The organism is Bradyrhizobium sp. Mp27 (assembly GCF_029953005.1).
Taxonomy (GTDB): domain Bacteria; phylum Pseudomonadota; class Alphaproteobacteria; order Rhizobiales; family Xanthobacteraceae; genus Bradyrhizobium; species Bradyrhizobium barranii.
Window position 1 is genome coordinate 58,577 of sequence record NZ_JASAUS010000009.1, and the last position, 16,195, is coordinate 74,771.

Sequence of the window (16,195 nt, forward strand, 5' to 3'; positions counted from 1 at the left end):
CGGTCCCTACTGGCCGGCAATAGCCCTGGTGACACCGTCGCGGACCATGGCGGCGATCTCGTCCGGGGAGTAGCCGACCTCACGCAGAATCTCCGCGCCGTGCTCGTTGAGCCGCGGCGCGAGCCGCACCGGCTCCGCCTCGGTCTCCGACCAGGTCGCCGTCACCTTCATGCTGCGGATCGGGCCTTCGGTCGGATGGTTCACGACCGGGAAGAAGCCGGTGGCTTCCAGATGCTCGTCGTGCAGGATGGACGCGAGGTCGTGCATCGGCATCACGGGCACGTCGGCCTTGGTCAGCAAATCGATCCACTCGGCCGTGGTGCGCGTCTCGAAGATGCGCGCGAGCTCGGCATAGACGACGTCGATATTGGCGGCACGGCCGGCGAAGGTCGCGAATTTGGGGTCGGCGCGCAGATCGTCGCGGCTCGTTGCCTTGAAGAAGTTCTCCCACTGCTTGTCGTTGTAGACGATGACGCTGAGATAGCCGTCCGAGGTCTTGTAGGGCCGGCGGTCGCGCGAGAGGTGACGGGCATAGCCGCCCTTGTCGAGCGGCGGCTCGTAGGTGAGCCCGCCCATGTGGTCGCCCATGACGAAGCCGGCCATGGTCTCGAACATCGGGATGTCGACGCGCTGGCCGCGGCCGGTGCGATCCCGATGCACGAGGCTGGCGCAGATCGCGCCGACCGCAGTGAGACCGACGATGCGGTCGACCAGCGCATTGGGCACATAGCGCGGCACGCCATCACCTGTCTGCGCCATCAAGGCGGGCAGCGCGGTCGCGCCCTGGATCAAATCGTCATAGGCAGGTTTTGCTGCATAGGGCCCGTCCTGGCCGAAGCCGAACACGCCGGCATAGACGAGGCGCGGGTTGATTGCGGAGACGACGTCGTAGCCGAGCTGAAGCCGCGCCATCGCCTGCGGGCGGACATTGTAGACGAGAACGTCGGCGTCCTTCAGCAGCCGCAGCACGGCATCGCGGCCGGCGGGCTTCTTCAGGTCGAGACAGATCGAGCGCTTGCTGCGGTTGGTGTTGAGGAACACCGGGCCCATGCCGGCATGGCGCATCGGACCGATCAGGCGAGTGACGTCGCCGTCGAGCGACTCCACCTTGATCACGTCGGCACCGTAATCGCCGAGCATCTGGGTCGCATAGGGACCCATCAGCACGGTGGTCATATCCACGACCTTGATGCCCTTCAGCGGCCCCATCCGTTCGCTCCCGATTGCGCGGGCTCAACCTGGCCCTGCGATTTCGGTCCAGCTAAGGGCAGCGGCGCGGCACGCGCAAGGGCGGCCGGGGTATGGCCGCATGCGCGGGCCGATGCGGCTGCTATTTCTTCTGGCGGGATTCGCGGATCTTGATGAGACGGTCGAGCTCATCGTTCTGCTGGTTGATCCGGTCGGCGATCCGCGACTCGTTCTGCTCACCGGAGGCGGCCGCGGCCTGCTCGATGAGCTGCCGGATATTGTCCTCGAGGATCGCGATGCGATCGTTGAGTGCGTCTATCGACAGCGAGTCTTCGTAGTCATTGCCCATGGTGCATTCCCTGCCAATCAATAAAGAGCCGCAGGATGGGCAAAGTGTAGCGTGCCCACCATGATCTAGCGCAACAAAAAGGTGGGCACGGCGCAAACGCGCCCTTGCCCACCCTACGAGACCTTACTTCAGCGGCTCCAGCACCGAGACGTAGTTGGCAACCGCCGCGCCGCCCATATTGAAGATACCGCCAAGCTTGGCATTTTTCAGCTGCATGCCCTCGGGCGCCTGGCCGGCGAGCTGCATCGCGGTCATCACGTGCATGGAGACGCCGGTGGCGCCGATCGGGTGGCCCTTGGCCTTCAATCCGCCGGACGGATTGACCGGCAGCTTGCCGTCCTTGAGCGTCCAGCCTTCCTTGATGGCACGGGCGCCCTGCCCCTTCGGCGTCAGGCCCATCGCTTCGTACTCGATCAGCTCGGCGACGGTGAAGCAGTCATGGGTCTCGACGAAGGAGAGATCGGTGAGCGCAACGCCCGCCTTCTCCAGCGCGCGCTGCCAGGCAACCGTGCAGCCCTCGAACTGGAGGATGTCGCGCTTGGACATCGGCAGGAAGTCCTGGGCGTGCGCGGTGGCGCGGAAACCGATCGACTTGCTCATGCCCTTGGCGGTCTCGGCGTCGGCCAGCACCAGCGCCGCGGCGCCGTCGGAGACCAGCGAGCAGTCGGTACGCTTCAGGGGACCCGCGACGTAAGGGTTCTTCTCGCTCTCGGCGCGGCAGAACTCGAAGCCAAAGTCCTTGCGCATCTGGGCGAAGGGGTTGGCGACGCCGTTCTTGTGGTTCTTGGCCGCGATCAGCGCCAGCGCATCGGACTGGTCGCCGTATTTCTGGAAATAGGAGCTGGCGATCTTGCCGAACACGCCGGCGAAGCCGCCGACGGTGTCACCGTCTTCCGGCAGATAGGACGCCTTGAGCAGGTTCTTGCCGATCTCAGGCCCCGGGGTGCGGGTCATCTGCTCGACGCCGACGACGAGCACGATCCTGGCCGCGCCTGCGTCGATCGCACGCAGGCCCTGATGGACCGCGGCGGAGCCGGTGGCGCAGGCGTTCTCGACGCGGGTCGTCGGCTTGAAGCGCAGCTTCGGGTCGGCCTGGAGCACCAGCGAGGCGGTAAAATCCTGCGGCGAGAAACCGGCGTTGAAATGGCCGAGCACGATCTCGTCGACGTCGGACGCGGAAATGCCGGCATCCGCAATCGCCTCATTGGCCACGCGAGTGACGAGGCTTTCGACGGTCTCGGTGTCGAACTTGCCGAACGGCGTATGCGCCCATCCGACGATGCTGGCGGTCATGGTCATCTCCCTGGGGTCTCTTACTGACCTAAGTCTTAGCCCACCAACCGCAAGACTTCACGTGGCTTTCAGGGCCTTGAGGGTGCGCTGGCAGATGGCAGTTATGCCGGCCCAGTTCCCGGCTTTGATCTCCGCCGTCGGGCATAGCCAGGAACCGCCCACCGCGACCACGTTGGGCTCGGCAAGCCAGGTTGCCGCATTGGCCTCGCCCACACCGCCGGTCGGGCAGAACCGCACATTCGGGAACGGCCCGCCCAGCGCGCGCAGGCCCTTGATGCCGCCGGCCTGCTCGGCCGGGAAGAATTTTGCGACGTCGAGGCCGTAGGACAGCGCCAGCATCAGCTCGGACGCCGTGGCAATGCCCGGCGCGAACGGCAAGGAGCTGTCGGCGGCGACCTTCAGGAGATCGGGGGTCAGGCCCGGGCTGATGCCGAAGGCGACGCCGAGCTTCTCGACGCGGACGAAATCGGCCGGTTTGAGAATCGTGCCGATGCCGACGACCGCCTCGGGTACCTCTGCCATCATCGCCCTCGCCGCCTCGATCGCAACGGGGGTGCGCATGGTCACCTCCAGCGTGCGGACGCCGCCGGCAACCAGCGCTTTCGCCAGCGGCACGGCATCCTGGATCCGCTCGATGGTGAGGACAGGAATGACGGTCGCGGCCTTGAACAGCGCGACGAGGTGGTTCTGTTGGGCAGTCGTGGTCATCTTGGCTTTCGTTTCACTTGGTCGCTTGACGCGTGGTCGCCGGCCGGTGCCGCTTCTTCGGCGGCATGGCATAGCCCGGAATAATGGCGCCGGCATAGCAGATCACGAGGCTGGCGAGGCGATGTCCGGCCTGGGCCGCCTCGACCGGATCGGAGCCGCCGAGCCGGGCCGCGATATAGGCAGCGGCAAAGCTGTCGCCCGCCGCTGTGGTGTCGACGACCGGCTTGGTCATCGGTTCGGCGCGGACTTCGTGGGTAGCCCCGGGAAAGCGCAGCAGGCTGACGGGCTCGGCGAGACGGAACACCAGCTCGGGCGTGGGAATGCGCGCCATCAACTGCTCCTGGCTCTCGTCGGGATAGAGCGCGAGCAGATCCTCGGTCGAGGTCAGCATGATGTCGGCGGTCGCAAACGCCGTCGCAAAGACCTCGCGGGCGACATCGCGGTCCGGCCATCCCCGCGCGCGGAAATTGGTGTCGAACACGAAGCGGGTGCCGAGCAGGCGCGCGCGCTTGATCGCCGCGAACAGGCGCTCTCGCCCGGGCGCATCGTAGATCGAGAGCGTGATCGCCGAGAGATAGACAATGTCGTAGCTCATCAGCGAATTGAGCAGCTCGTCCGTTTCCGGCAGGCTCATCAATTGGCGCGCCGCCGCACTGTCGCGCCAGTGGAAGAACTGCCGCTCGCCCTTCGCATCCGTCTGGATCATGTAGAGGCCGGGCAGCTTACCCGGCAGCCGTGAGACGCGGCGGGTCCCGACGCCCTCCGCATTCCAGGCCGCGATCATCTCGTCGCTCAGGGCATCGTCGCCGAGTGCGGTGAGATAGTCGACCTTGACCTCGAGCCGCGCCAGATACACCGCCGTATTGAGGGTGTCGCCACCGAAGCCGCGCGAATACAGGCCGCCGCCCTGGCCATGCCCGCTGGACTGTCCAGCGGACTGTCCACCCTGGGCCTGCCGGAGCTCGACCATGCATTCACCGATGCAAGCAACGCTCGCCATCGTCATATCCACGCTGTTCATCGGTTGGATCAGGCGACGAAGTTGCCGCCGAGCTCGTCTTCGATGTGAATGCGGATGATGTCGTCAAAAGTCTTTTCTTCGGTGGTGAAGCCGAGCTCGCGCGCCCGCTTCGCCTCGAAATTGCGCGGCCAGCCGCCGACGATGCCGACGATGAACGGATCCAGCTCGTGCTTGATGCGTGCGGCGACCTTGTCGCCGGCCACCCGCTTGAGCGCAGCGATCTGTTCGCCGACCGTCGCCGAAAAGCCGGGCATGGTCAGATTGCGGCGCGGACCGACCTTGGCGAGGTCCATGGTGCTGGCATGGAGCAGGAAGCCGACGGCGGAGCGCGGCGTGGCGTGCCAGTGGCGGACGTCCTCGGAGACCGGGAGCACCGCTTCCTTTCCGGCCAGCGGCTCGCGCAGGATGTTGGAGAAGAAGCCCGATGCCGCCTTGTTGGGCAGGCCGGGCCGGATGCAGATGGTCGGCAGGCGGATGCCGATGCCGTCGAGGACGCCGCGGCGCGAATAGTCGGCGAGCAGCAATTCACCGATCGCCTTCTGGGTGCCGTAGCTGAGCAACGGGGTGTGGAAGAATTCGTCGCCGATCGCATCCGGGAACGGGGCGCCGAACACCGCGATTGACGAGGTGAAGACCACGCGCGGCTTGTAGCCGCCGCCGACGAGCCTGACGGCATCGAGCAGCATCCGCGTGCCGTCGAGATTGATGCGGTAGCCCTTGTCGAAATCAAGTTCGGCTTCGCCGGAGACGATCGCGGCGAGATGGAAGATCACGTCGGGGCGGCCGGCGATCAGCTTTTCGGCCGCGCCCGGCACGGCGAAATCGCCTGACACGGTCTCGACGGGGAAACCGGCCTTTTCCGGCTTCTTGGGCTCGACCACGTCGTGCATGGTCAGCTTGGTGATGTCGCTCTTGCCGAGCCGGCCGTCGCGCAACAGCCGTTCACACAATTTACGGCCGACCATGCCGGCGGCGCCCAGAACCAGAATGTGCAAGAGCCTACTCCTTCTTATTGGCCGGAGCGCGCCGCTCCTGACACGTTCTCCTGGCACGCTCTCAAGGCAGGCCCCGCGATCATTCCTTCACGGCGCCGGTCATCGCCGACACATAGTACTCCACGAAGAAGGAATAAAGGATAACTACGGGGACCGAGCCGATCAGGGCCGCCGCCATCAGTGCGCCCCAATGGTAGACGTCGCCGCTGACGAGCTCGGTGATGGCGCCGACGGGAATCGTCTTGTTCTCCGACGAGGAGATGAAGGTCAGCGCGTAGATGAACTCATTCCAGGACAACGTGAAGGCGAAGATGCCGGCCGAGATCACCCCCGGGAGCGACAGCGGCAGCGTGATCTTGACCAGGATCTGGAGCCGCGTCGCACCGTCGATCAGCGCGCATTCCTCCAGCTCGTAGGGAATGGTGCGGAAATAGCCCATCAGGAGCCAGGTGCAGAACGGGATCAGGAAGGTCGGATAGGTCAGGATTAGCGCCAGATTGCCATCGAACAGGCCGAGCTGGAACACGATCGCCGCCAGCGGAATGAACAGGATCGAGGGCGGCACGAGATAGCCGAGGAAGATCGCAAGGCCGACATAGCGCGAGCCTTTGTAGCGCAGGCGCTCGATCGCGTAGGCGGCGCAGACGCTGGCGAACAGCGAGATGAAGGTGGAGGACACCGAGACGATCACGGTGTTCCACATCCAGAGCGGATAGTCGGTTTCGACCAACAGCTTCTTGATGTGCTCGATGGTCGGATTCACGATCCAGAACGGATTGTACTTCTCGTAATCGTACATCTCCGCGTCCGGCTTGAACGTCGCGACCGCCATCCAATAGAACGGGAACAGCAGGAAGAAGATGATCAGGCCGAGCGGAAAGTAGACCCGCAAGAACTTCCGCGGGAAGCTCTCAAGATAATCCATTCCGACGCTTTGGTCGTCTGCGGTGCTCATGGTCAGTCCCTCCCGCCCTGCTGCCAGCGGGAGCGCTGAAGCCCGAAGAAGCTGAGCAGGATCGCTGCGACCAGGAACGGGATCATCGCGTTCGAGATCGCTGCGCCCTCCCCGAGATTGCCGCCTGTGATGGCGCGCTGGAACGAAAGCGTCGCCATCAGATGCGTGGCATTGATCGGCCCGCCCCGCGTGATGGTGTAGATCAGCTGGAAGTCGGTGAACGTCATCAGCACCGAGAATGTCATCACGACCGCGATGATCGGCGACAGCATCGGCAGCGTGATGTGGCGGAAGCGCTGCATGTTGGTGGCGCCATCGAGATTGGCCGCCTCGTAGAGCGAGGGCGAAATCGTCTGCAATCCCGCCAGCAGCGTGATCGCTACGAAAGGCACGCCACGCCAGATGTTGGCGGCGACGACCGACAAGCGCGCATTCCAGGGATCGCCGAGGAAGTCGATGTAGCGCGTGATCAGGCCGGCCTTGATCAGCACCCAGGAGATGATCGAGAACTGGCTGTCATAGATCCACCAGAACGCGATCGCGGACAGCACCGTCGGTACCACGAACGGCAGCAGCACGATGGCGCGAATCATCGACTTGAACGGCAGCCGCTCGTTGAGCAGCAGCGCGAGGTAAAGGCCGATGGCGAATTTCACGATGCTCGCGGTGAACGTGTAGAAAATGGTGTTGAAGACCGAGAGCCAGAACACCGAATCCTTGGAGAGCGAGACGAAGTTCGCAAAACCGATATAGCGCCCGGCCCCGCCGATCTTGGTGTCGGTCATGCCGAGCCAGAAGCCCAGCGCCAGCGGATAAGCCAGAAACAGGATGAGGATCGCGATCGCCGGCACCATGAACATCGCGCCGAGCCAATTCCGGCTCTCGAATGCTCTGTTCCATAGGCTGCTGCGCTTGACCTGCGCGGCAGCGGACTCGGCCATGACTGCCATGTCGGATTCCCCTCGGGAGAAAAGTCACGGCGTCCGGCGAACCGGACGCCGTGCGGATTAGAGCTGATCAGACCTGGTAGTAGCGCTTGGCACGCTCGGCGGCGCGCGCGGCCGCCTGCTTCGGCGTCGCCGAGCCCGAGGCTGCTTCCGCGAACATGTCGACGACGACGAAGTCGCCCATCACCGCGGCGGAGGCATAGCCGAGATCGCCGGCAAAGCCGTTGTCGCGGCAGCGCTTCAGGCAGTCGCGGTACGGGGTGATCTTCGGATCCGACGTCCACACCGGGTTGTCGTTGTAGGCCGGCAGCGGCGGCGACACGTAGCCGTTGGAAGCGACCTCCCAGGCGTCGTAATTCTCCTTTTCCATCATGAACTTGATGAATTCCTTGACCGCCTTGGGATACTTCGAGTGCTTGTAGCCGTAGTAGACCAGCACGTTCTGCTGCTCGGTCGATACGCCCACGGGGCCGATCGGCATCGGCGCGTGGTTCATGTCCTTGGCGATCTCCTGCTGCTTCGGATCGGTGGAGTTCTTGCCGACGGTCCAGATCGAGATGCCGTTCAGCGTCAGGCTGAGTTCACCGTTCAGGAACGCCTTGTTGTTGTTCGAGTCATTCCACGACAGCACGCCCGGGATGAAGGTCTCGTAGAGCTGCTTGACGTATTCGAGCGCGGCGATCGTTTCGGGAGAGTCGATCACGACCTCGTTCTTGTCGCTGACGACCTTGCCGCCAAACGCCCAGAGCGCCCACTGGCACCAGCCATTGGCATCGCCCGTGGCATGGCCGAGCGCGAAGCCGGCCGGCGTGTTGTTCTTCTTCAACGCCTGGCAGAGCTTGAGGAAGCCGGCGGTGTCCTTGGGGAATTCCTCGAAGCCTGCAGCCTTCACGTGGCTGATGCGGTAGTTCAGGCAGCCGCCGGTTGCACCCTGCGGAATGGCGATCCAGCTGTTGCCCTTCTTGCCGTAACGTTCGGCAACCGGATACCAGCCACCATACTGCGCGCCGAGATAGTCGGCGACATCGGTCATGTCGATCAGCTTTTCCGGGAATTTGTGGGGATCGTCGAGCGTGCCGATGATGAGGTCGGGGCCGGCGCCGACATTGGCGGCCACCGCGGCCTTGGGGCGGATGTCTTCCCAGCTCTCGGCCTCGAGCTTGATCTTGACGCCGGTCTTCTCGGAGAACTTCTTGGTCTGCTCGGCGAACTTGTCGAACTCAGCCTGGATGAACTGCTTCCAGCGCAAGACGCGGATGGACGCGTTCGGTTCGGGCGTGTTGGTCCACTCCGCGGCGCGCACCGGCACGATGCCTGGGCCGGCCAGCAACGCTGCGCCGCCCAGGCCGGCCTTAAGCACACTTCGCCTGTCGAAATTGCTCATCGTTCTCTCCCTGAATTTTATATTTGTATTGGGTCGTTCTTGAACAGTCGTTGGGCAATCCTTCGGCGCGGCTACATGCGTTTGCCCGTCGCCTCGTCGAACAGATGAACCAGTGACGGGTCAGGCTTCAGCCTGACCTTGTCGCCCGGATTGAACTGGTGACGCTCGCGGAAGACCGCGACGACCTGCTCGCCACCCACCTTCGCGAACACCTGCGTCTCCGAGCCGGTCGGCTCGACCACGATGATCTCGGCATCGGCGCCGTCGTCCGCGATGGTGAAATGCTCGGGTCGCACGCCATAGACGACAGGGCGACCGTCGGACGCCGCCGGCGCGCTCTTGAGCGGCAGCTTGACGCCGTTCGGCCCCTCGAAGGTCGCAACGCCGTTGACGCGCACATGGCCCTTCAGGAAGTTCATGGCCGGCGAGCCGATGAAGCCCGCGACGAACTGGTTGTCGGGCTTGTCGTAGAGCTCGAGCGGGGTGCCCATCTGCTCGACGATGCCGTCATGCATGACGACGATCTTGTCGGCCATGGTCATGGCCTCGATCTGGTCGTGGGTGACGTAGACGGTCGTCGTCTTCAGCCGCTGGTGCAGCTCCTTGATCTCGGTGCGCATGGCGACGCGCAGCTTGGCGTCGAGGTTCGACAAGGGCTCGTCGAACAGGAACACCTGCGGATCGCGCACGATGGCGCGGCCCATCGCGACGCGCTGGCGCTGGCCGCCGGAGAGCTGGCGCGGATAGCGCTCGAGCAGCGGCGACAGCGCGAGAATTTCGGCGGCGCGCTTGACGCGCTTGTTGATCTCGTCGGAGCTCGCGTTCCGCAGCTTCAGCGAGAAGCCCATGTTCTCGCCGACGGTCATGTGCGGATAGAGCGCGTAGTTCTGGAACACCATCGCAATATCCCGCTCCTTGGGCTGGATATTGTTGACGACGCGGTCGCCGATCGAGATCGTGCCGGAGGTGATGTTCTCGAGGCCTGCAAGCATGCGCAGAAGCGTCGACTTGCCGCAGCCGGAGGGGCCAACCAGGACGACGAACTGGCCGTCCTCGATCGGAATCGAAACGCCGTGCAGGACTTCAAAATTGCCAAACGATTTCCGCACGTCGCGGATTTGCACAGACGACATCTAGCTCCCTCCTCGAAAGTCCACGACGCCTCACGCGCCGCGACCGTCTTGTTTTTCAGACTTCACCGAACGAAGCCCGATCTTAGCGAGCAACATTGTCGGCAGTTTGTGCGGTTTTGGCAATTTGTCTTTGGTTAGTCGTTGCTGGTAGCGCTGTCAACGTTCCTTTGTTTGCCGGACCGACTGTGATAAGAGCAGCAAATGGGTCGAAAACGCACCAAGTCAGGTAAAATCCGGCTGGCGGAAGTTGCCGAGCTTGCCGGCGTCAGCCCGATCACGGCGTCCCGGTTCTTCCGCAATCCGGAGGCCCTGTCGGTCGCCAAGCGGACGCGGGTCGAGAGCGCGGCCAACGAGCTCGGCTATGTGCCGAACCTGGCGGCGCGGGCGCTGGCCTCGCAGCGCACCGAAGTGATCGGCGTCCTGATCCCGTCACTGACCAACAACGTGTTTTCCGACGTGCTGCGCGGGATCTATGACGCCTCCGAAGGCAGCCGGTACTCGATCCAGTTGTCCAACACACGCTACAGTATTCTCCAGGAGGAGAAGCTGCTGCGCCTGTTTCTCGCGCAGAAGCCGGCCGGACTGATCGTCACCGGCATCGACCAGACCGCGGAATCGCGCGCGATGCTGGAGGCCGCCGACTGCCCGATCGTGCAGATCATGGAGATCGGACCCAATCCGGTCGACATGATGATCGGCTTTTCGCACTATGATGCGGCCCGCGCAGCGATCGCCCACCTGTTCGCGCAAGGCCATCGCAAGATCGGCTTCGTCGGCGCGCGCATGGATCCGCGGGTGCAGCGGCGGCTGGACGGATATGTCTCGGCCATGAAGGACGCCGCGCTGTTCGAGCAGCGCCTCGTCGTCACGACGGCGACACCGACCTCGGTGACGCTCGGCGGCACCCTGTTCACCGATCTGCTGGCGCGCGAGCCCGATATCGACTCGGTGTTCTGCGCCAATGACGACCTCGCGCTCGGCGTGCTGTTCGAATGCCGGCGACGGGAGATCGCGGTCCCCGAGCAGATCGCGATCGTCGGATTCAACGACCTCGAATTCATGGCCTCCGCGGTACCCACCCTCACCAGCGTGCGCACCAACCGCTACGAGATGGGCAACACGGCCGCCACCATGCTGATCGAAGCGATCGACGGACGCCGCCCCGAGCAGCCGGTGCTCGATCTCGGCTTCAAGGTGATCGAGCGGCAAAGCTCGTCGTCGCGGCGTTCGGACGACTGGCCTGCCGCATCAGGCGCGGGCGCGGCGAACAAAATGATAGCGTTACCAAGTGGCCAAGACTAGTATCGCGCTTGTGAGGGAATGACCCGCCAACGGGCCTTTGAACCATGGATCGCGCCGTTGGGCATCGCACCAGCCGAAGCTGAGCTCCCGACGCCAGTGCGTTTGCATTGCAGGAGAAACCAATGACAAAAAAACCAACCAATGGGCATGCGCCCGCCAGCAACGGCGCTCGCCGCCACCTCCGCTCGCAGGAATGGTTCAACAATCCGCATAATCCGGGCATGACCGCGCTCTATATGGAGCGCTACCTGAATTACGGCCTCACCCGGGCCGAGCTTCAGTCCGGCAAGCCGATCATCGGCATCGCCCAGACCGGCAACGACCTTTCCCCCTGCAACCGCCACCATATCGAGCTGGCGCACCGCGTCCGCGAAGGCATCCGCGAGGCCGGCGGCATTGCGATGGAATTTCCGACCCATCCGATCCAGGAGACCGGCAAGCGCCCGACCGCGGCGCTCGACCGCAACCTCGCCTATCTCGGCCTCGTCGAGATCCTCTACGGCTATCCGCTCGACGGCGTGGTGCTGACCACCGGCTGCGACAAGACCACGCCTGCCTGCATGATGGCTGCGGCGACCGTGAACCTGCCCGCGATCGTGCTGTCGGGCGGCCCGATGCTGAACGGCTGGCATGCCGGCGAGCGCACCGGCTCCGGCACCATCGTCTGGAAGTCGCGCGAACGGCTCGCCGCCGGCGAGATCGACTATGAAGAATTCATGGAGATCGTGGCGTCCTCGGCGCCGTCGGTCGGCCATTGCAACACCATGGGCACCGCCTCGACCATGAACGGGCTTGCCGAAGCGCTCGGCTTCTCGCTGCCGGGCTGCGCGGCGATCCCCGCCCCCTATCGGGAGCGCGGCCAGATCGCCTACGAGACCGGAAAGCGCGCCGTCGAGATGGTCTGGGAAGACCTCAAGCCGTCGGACATCCTGACCCGCAAGGCGTTCGAGAACTGCATCGTGATCAACTCGGCGATCGGCGGCTCGACCAACGCGCCGATCCACATCAACGCGCTGGCGCGCCACATCGGCGTCGAGCTGTCGATCGACGACTGGCAGAAATTCGGCCACGACGTGCCGCTGCTGGTCAACATGCAGCCGGCCGGCTTCTATCTCGGCGAGGAATTCCACCGCGCCGGTGGCGTGCCGGCCGTGGTGCGCGAGCTGATGAAGCACAAGCGCATCCACGAGGACGCGGTCACGGTGAACGGCCGCGGCATCGGCGAGAACTGCGCCAATGCGCCCGCGCCCGACAACGACGTGATCCGGGCCTACGACAAGCCGCTGGTGAAGGACGCCGGCTTCCTGGTGCTGAAGGGCAACCTGTTCGATTCCGCGATCATGAAGACCAGCGTGATCTCCAAGGAATTCCGCGACCGCTATCTCAGCAACCCCAAGGATCTGAACGCCTTCGAAGGACGCGCCATCGTGTTCGAAGGCCCGGAGGACTATCACGAGCGGATCGACGATGCCTCGCTCGACATCGACGAGAATTGCATGCTGTTCGTCCGCGGCACCGGCCCGATCGGCTACCCCGGTGGCGCCGAGGTCGTGAACATGCAGCCGCCGGCTGCACTGATCAAACGCGGCATTCTCGCCCTGCCCTGCATCGGCGACGGCCGCCAGTCCGGCACCTCGGGCTCGCCGTCGATCCTGAACGCCTCGCCGGAAGCTGCCGCCAATGGCGGGCTCGCGATCCTCAAGACCGGCGACAAGGTACGCATCGACCTCAACAAGGGCAGCGCCAATATTCTCATTTCGGACGACGAGGTGAAGAAGCGCCACGCCGAGCTGATGGCCAATGGCGGCTTCAAGCATCCGGCGAACCAGACGCCGTGGCAGGAGATCTACCGCAACACGGTGGGCCAGCAATCGACCGGCGCATGCATGGAGCTCGCCACACGCTACCAGAACGTCGCCGGCACATTTGGTGTCGCCAGGGACAACCATTAACAGCCACGTCGTCATTGCGAGCGAAGCGAAGCAATCCAGAGATATCTCCAAGGAGACAGTCTGGATTGCTTCGTCGCAACAGTGCAAAATTGCTGCGCAATTTTGTCACGTGCTCCTCGCAATGACGAGCCGATAGACAAATTCAAGCCAAGGAGAAAAACAACATGGCAGACCGCCTCAAGGGAAAGCGCGCCGTCGTCACGGCTGCAGCGGCAGGCATCGGGCGCGCATGCGCCATCGCATTCGCGCGTGAAGGCGCAACCGTCATCGCAACCGACATCAACGAGGCCGGCATCGCGGGCCTGACGAAAGAAGGCATCGCCGAGGTCGCCAAGCTCGACGTCCGCAACACCGCCGACGTCAACGCCTTCGCCAAGCGCGTCGGCAGGGTCGACATCCTGCTCAACGCGGCGGGTTTCGTGCATCACGGCACCATCCTGGAGTGCTCGGAAGAGGATTTTGACTTCTCGTTCGACCTCAACGTCAAGTCGATGCACCGGACCATCAGGGCGTTCCTGCCCGAGATGCTGGCGGGCGGCGGCGGCAGCATCGTCAACATCTCGTCCTGCGCGGCGCTGCGGCCGCCGGCCAACCGCTACGTCTACAGCGCGTCGAAGGCCGCGGTGTCGCTGCTGACGCGTGCGGTCGCGCTCGACTTCATCACCAAGGGGATCCGCTGCAACAGCATCTGCCCCGGCACCGTCGAGACGCCCTCGATGCTCGACCGCGCCGCCGCCCAGGGGCCGCAGGGCAAGGAGATGTTCGTCTCCCGCCAGAAGATGGGCCGGCTCGGCACCGCCGACGAAATCGCATCCATGGCGGTCTATCTCGGCAGCGACGAAAGCGCATTCACCACCGGCGTCGACCTTGTCGTCGACGGCGGCTACATGCTCTGATCGCTCCTCATCCCGAGGAGGCGCGACCGCGCCCTCTCGAGGGATGGGCCACGGGCTCATGGTTCGAGGCGCGCGCAAGTGCGCGCTCCTCACCATGAGGGATAGATAAGGGAGTTCTCGATGAACAAGATCGATCTCAACGGCCGCATTGCCGTCGTCACCGGCGGCGCGCAGGGCTTTGGCCGTGCCATCACCCGGCGTTTCATCGACTCCGGCGCCAAGGTCGCGATCTGGGATTTCGACTCGGCTCTCGCCGAGAAGACCGCGAATGAAGTCGGCGGCGAGACAAAAGTCTTCAAGGTCGACGTCACCGACCCCGCCGCCGTCGAGCAGGCGCGCGATGCGACGCTTGCCGCGTTCGGCAAGATCGACATCCTCGTCAACAATGCCGGCATCGCCGGCGTCAACAAGCCGGTCTGGGAGACCGATCTCGAGGAGTGGCGCAAGGTCCTGCGCATCAATCTCGACGGCCCTTTCATCGTCTGCAAGGCGATCGTGCCGACCATGCTCAAGCAGAAGTACGGGCGGATCGTGAACATCGCCTCGATCGCCGGCAAGGAAGGCAATCCCAACGCCTCGCATTATTCGGCCTCCAAGGCCGGACTGATCGCGCTGACGAAATCGCTCGGCAAGGAATTGGCGGCACATGACATCCTCGTGAATGCGGTGACGCCGGCCGCGGCGAAGACCGCGATCTTCGACCAGATGACGCAGCAGCATATCGACTTCATGCTGTCGAAAATCCCGAAGGCGCGCTTCGTGCTGGTGGAAGAGCTCGCCGCGATGGTGAGCTGGCTCGCGTCCCAAGATTGTGCCTTCTCCACCGGCGCGGTGTTTGATATTTCCGGCGGACGGGCGACCTACTGAAGCTTTGGCCGCCCCTGGAAGGGGCGGACCATGCGGCTTGGACGTCGGAATATTGGGCGTCGGGATTTCGTGAAGCTCGCAGCGGGCGCAGGTGCGCTGCCGCTGCTGTCGCGCGTTGCACCCGCGCAACTGGCGCCCAACCCGCCGAGCATCCGCCCGCCCTCGCCGGCCGAGCGCGGCGCCATGGCGCGGCTCGCGCGCAGCTTCATGGACAAATACGACGTGCCGGCGCTGTCCTTTGCGATCGGCTATGCCGGCACTGTTGTCCACGAGGACGCCTTCGGTCTTGCCGATCGCGAGCGGAACGAGACCGTGACGCCGCGGCATCTGTTCCGGATCGCCAGCGTCAGCAAGATGATCACCTCGGTCACCATCTTCCGCCTGATCGAGGAGAACCGCCTCAAGCTCACGGATCGCGTGTTCGGCTCCGGTGCACTGCTCGGCACCGATTACGGGTCACCGCCCTACTCTGCCGGCATCGACCAGATCACGCTCGAGCATCTGTTGACGCATACTGCCGGCGGCTGGAGCAATGACAACCGCGATCCCATGTTCACGCATCCGCGGATGGATCATGCCGAGCTGATCGCCTGGACGCTCGCCAACCGGCCGCTGGACCGGCCGCCGGGCCAGCACTACGCCTATTCCAATTTCGGCTATTGCGTGCTGGGCCGCGTGATCGAGAAGCTCACCGGCCAGGCCTATGCCGAGCATGTCCGCACCGAGGTGCTGACGCGCTGCGCGTCACGGACATGACCATCGCCGGTAATACCCGCGACCAGCGTCAGGCCGGCGAAGTCGCCTATTACGGTCAGGGCGAAAGTCCGTATGAGATGAAGGTGAGGCGGATGGATTCCCATGGCGGCTGGATCGCGACGCCGGCGGATCTCGTGCAGTTCCTGATGCATGTCGACGGCTACACGAGACCGGCGAACATCCTGCGGCCGCGCACCATCGAGGTCATGACCACCGCGCCCAGCTACAGCCCGAACTACGCCAAGGGCTTCTGTGTCAACAAGTCAGACAATTGGTGGCACAATGGCAGCCTGCCGGGCACGAGCACGATTGCCGTGCGCACCCATGGCGGCTTTTGCTGGGCCGCCTTCACCAACACCAGACGCGGGAATTCCAACATGGATGGCGATCTCGACAATCTCAACTGGAGCATGGCGCGCCAGGTCGGCGAATGGCGGGTGGCCTGAGCC

Annotated in this window: 16 protein-coding genes; 6 read left to right on the forward strand and 10 right to left on the reverse strand. The window is 64.2% G+C overall.

Annotation, left to right across the window (positions count from 1 at the left end; all coding sequences use genetic code 11):
* Positions 1–6: 6 nt before the first annotated feature.
* The 10 genes from QJT78_RS08530 to ugpC all read right to left on the reverse strand — a co-directional run bounded on the left by QJT78_RS08530 (position 7) and on the right by ugpC (position 9,973).
* Positions 7–1,209: a CoA transferase gene (locus QJT78_RS08530; protein WP_028146561.1), complete on the reverse strand. Its 1,203-nt coding sequence runs from the start codon at positions 1,207–1,209 to the stop codon at positions 7–9.
* A gap of 121 nt (positions 1,210–1,330) precedes the next feature.
* A complete protein-coding gene (locus tag QJT78_RS08535) occupies positions 1,331–1,537 on the reverse strand; it encodes a hypothetical protein (protein WP_014495977.1) in 207 nt (68 codons plus the stop codon).
* A 123-nt stretch (positions 1,538–1,660) separates the two neighbouring features.
* Positions 1,661–2,830: an acetyl-CoA acetyltransferase gene (locus tag QJT78_RS08540; protein WP_028169791.1), complete on the reverse strand. Its 1,170-nt coding sequence runs from the start codon at positions 2,828–2,830 to the stop codon at positions 1,661–1,663.
* 57 nt (positions 2,831–2,887) lie between these two features.
* A complete protein-coding gene (gene eda / locus QJT78_RS08545) occupies positions 2,888–3,538 on the reverse strand; it encodes a bifunctional 4-hydroxy-2-oxoglutarate aldolase/2-dehydro-3-deoxy-phosphogluconate aldolase (RefSeq protein WP_028146563.1) in 651 nt (216 codons plus the stop codon).
* Between the two features lie 13 nt (positions 3,539–3,551).
* Positions 3,552–4,538, reverse strand: a complete 987-nt coding sequence (locus QJT78_RS08550; protein ID WP_028146564.1) for a sugar kinase — start codon at positions 4,536–4,538, stop codon at positions 3,552–3,554.
* A 29-nt stretch (positions 4,539–4,567) separates the two neighbouring features.
* Positions 4,568–5,554 (reverse strand): D-erythronate dehydrogenase, encoded by a 987-nt coding sequence (gene denD, locus QJT78_RS08555; RefSeq protein WP_028146565.1) that lies wholly within the window; start codon positions 5,552–5,554, stop codon positions 4,568–4,570.
* A gap of 79 nt (positions 5,555–5,633) precedes the next feature.
* Positions 5,634–6,509, reverse strand: coding sequence for a carbohydrate ABC transporter permease (locus QJT78_RS08560; RefSeq protein ID WP_014495982.1), 876 nt, complete (start codon positions 6,507–6,509; stop codon positions 5,634–5,636).
* 2 nt (positions 6,510–6,511) lie between these two features.
* Positions 6,512–7,459 (reverse strand): sugar ABC transporter permease, encoded by a 948-nt coding sequence (locus QJT78_RS08565; protein WP_028146566.1) that lies wholly within the window; start codon positions 7,457–7,459, stop codon positions 6,512–6,514.
* A gap of 67 nt (positions 7,460–7,526) precedes the next feature.
* A complete protein-coding gene (locus QJT78_RS08570; RefSeq protein ID WP_028146567.1) occupies positions 7,527–8,840 on the reverse strand; it encodes an ABC transporter substrate-binding protein in 1,314 nt (437 codons plus the stop codon).
* A gap of 71 nt (positions 8,841–8,911) precedes the next feature.
* Positions 8,912–9,973 (reverse strand): sn-glycerol-3-phosphate ABC transporter ATP-binding protein UgpC, encoded by a 1,062-nt coding sequence (gene ugpC / locus QJT78_RS08575; protein WP_028146568.1) that lies wholly within the window; start codon positions 9,971–9,973, stop codon positions 8,912–8,914.
* Positions 9,974–10,174: 201 nt separating this feature from the next.
* On the opposite strand from ugpC, the gene QJT78_RS08580 reads away from it, so the two are divergent.
* The 6 genes from QJT78_RS08580 to QJT78_RS08605 all read left to right on the forward strand — a co-directional run bounded on the left by QJT78_RS08580 (position 10,175) and on the right by QJT78_RS08605 (position 16,192).
* Positions 10,175–11,275, forward strand: coding sequence for a LacI family DNA-binding transcriptional regulator (locus QJT78_RS08580; protein ID WP_028146569.1), 1,101 nt, complete (start codon positions 10,175–10,177; stop codon positions 11,273–11,275).
* A 122-nt stretch (positions 11,276–11,397) separates the two neighbouring features.
* Positions 11,398–13,227, forward strand: a complete 1,830-nt coding sequence (locus QJT78_RS08585; RefSeq protein ID WP_028146570.1) for an IlvD/Edd family dehydratase — start codon at positions 11,398–11,400, stop codon at positions 13,225–13,227.
* 164 nt (positions 13,228–13,391) lie between these two features.
* The gene (locus QJT78_RS08590; RefSeq protein ID WP_028146571.1) at positions 13,392–14,123 is read left to right on the forward strand and encodes an SDR family oxidoreductase; all 732 of its coding nucleotides are present in this window, start codon (positions 13,392–13,394) and stop codon (positions 14,121–14,123) included.
* 120 nt (positions 14,124–14,243) lie between these two features.
* On the forward strand, positions 14,244–14,990 hold the full coding sequence (locus QJT78_RS08595; RefSeq protein ID WP_014495989.1) for an SDR family NAD(P)-dependent oxidoreductase: 747 nt from the start codon (positions 14,244–14,246) through the stop codon (positions 14,988–14,990).
* Positions 14,991–15,059: 69 nt separating this feature from the next.
* A complete protein-coding gene (locus QJT78_RS08600) occupies positions 15,060–15,746 on the forward strand; it encodes a serine hydrolase domain-containing protein (RefSeq protein WP_253579122.1) in 687 nt (228 codons plus the stop codon).
* Entirely contained in the window at positions 15,743–16,192 is a 450-nt protein-coding gene (locus tag QJT78_RS08605) for a serine hydrolase (RefSeq protein ID WP_253579124.1), read from the forward strand. The genes QJT78_RS08600 and QJT78_RS08605 overlap by 4 nt, the downstream gene beginning before the upstream one ends.
* Positions 16,193–16,195: the final 3 nt, after the last annotated feature.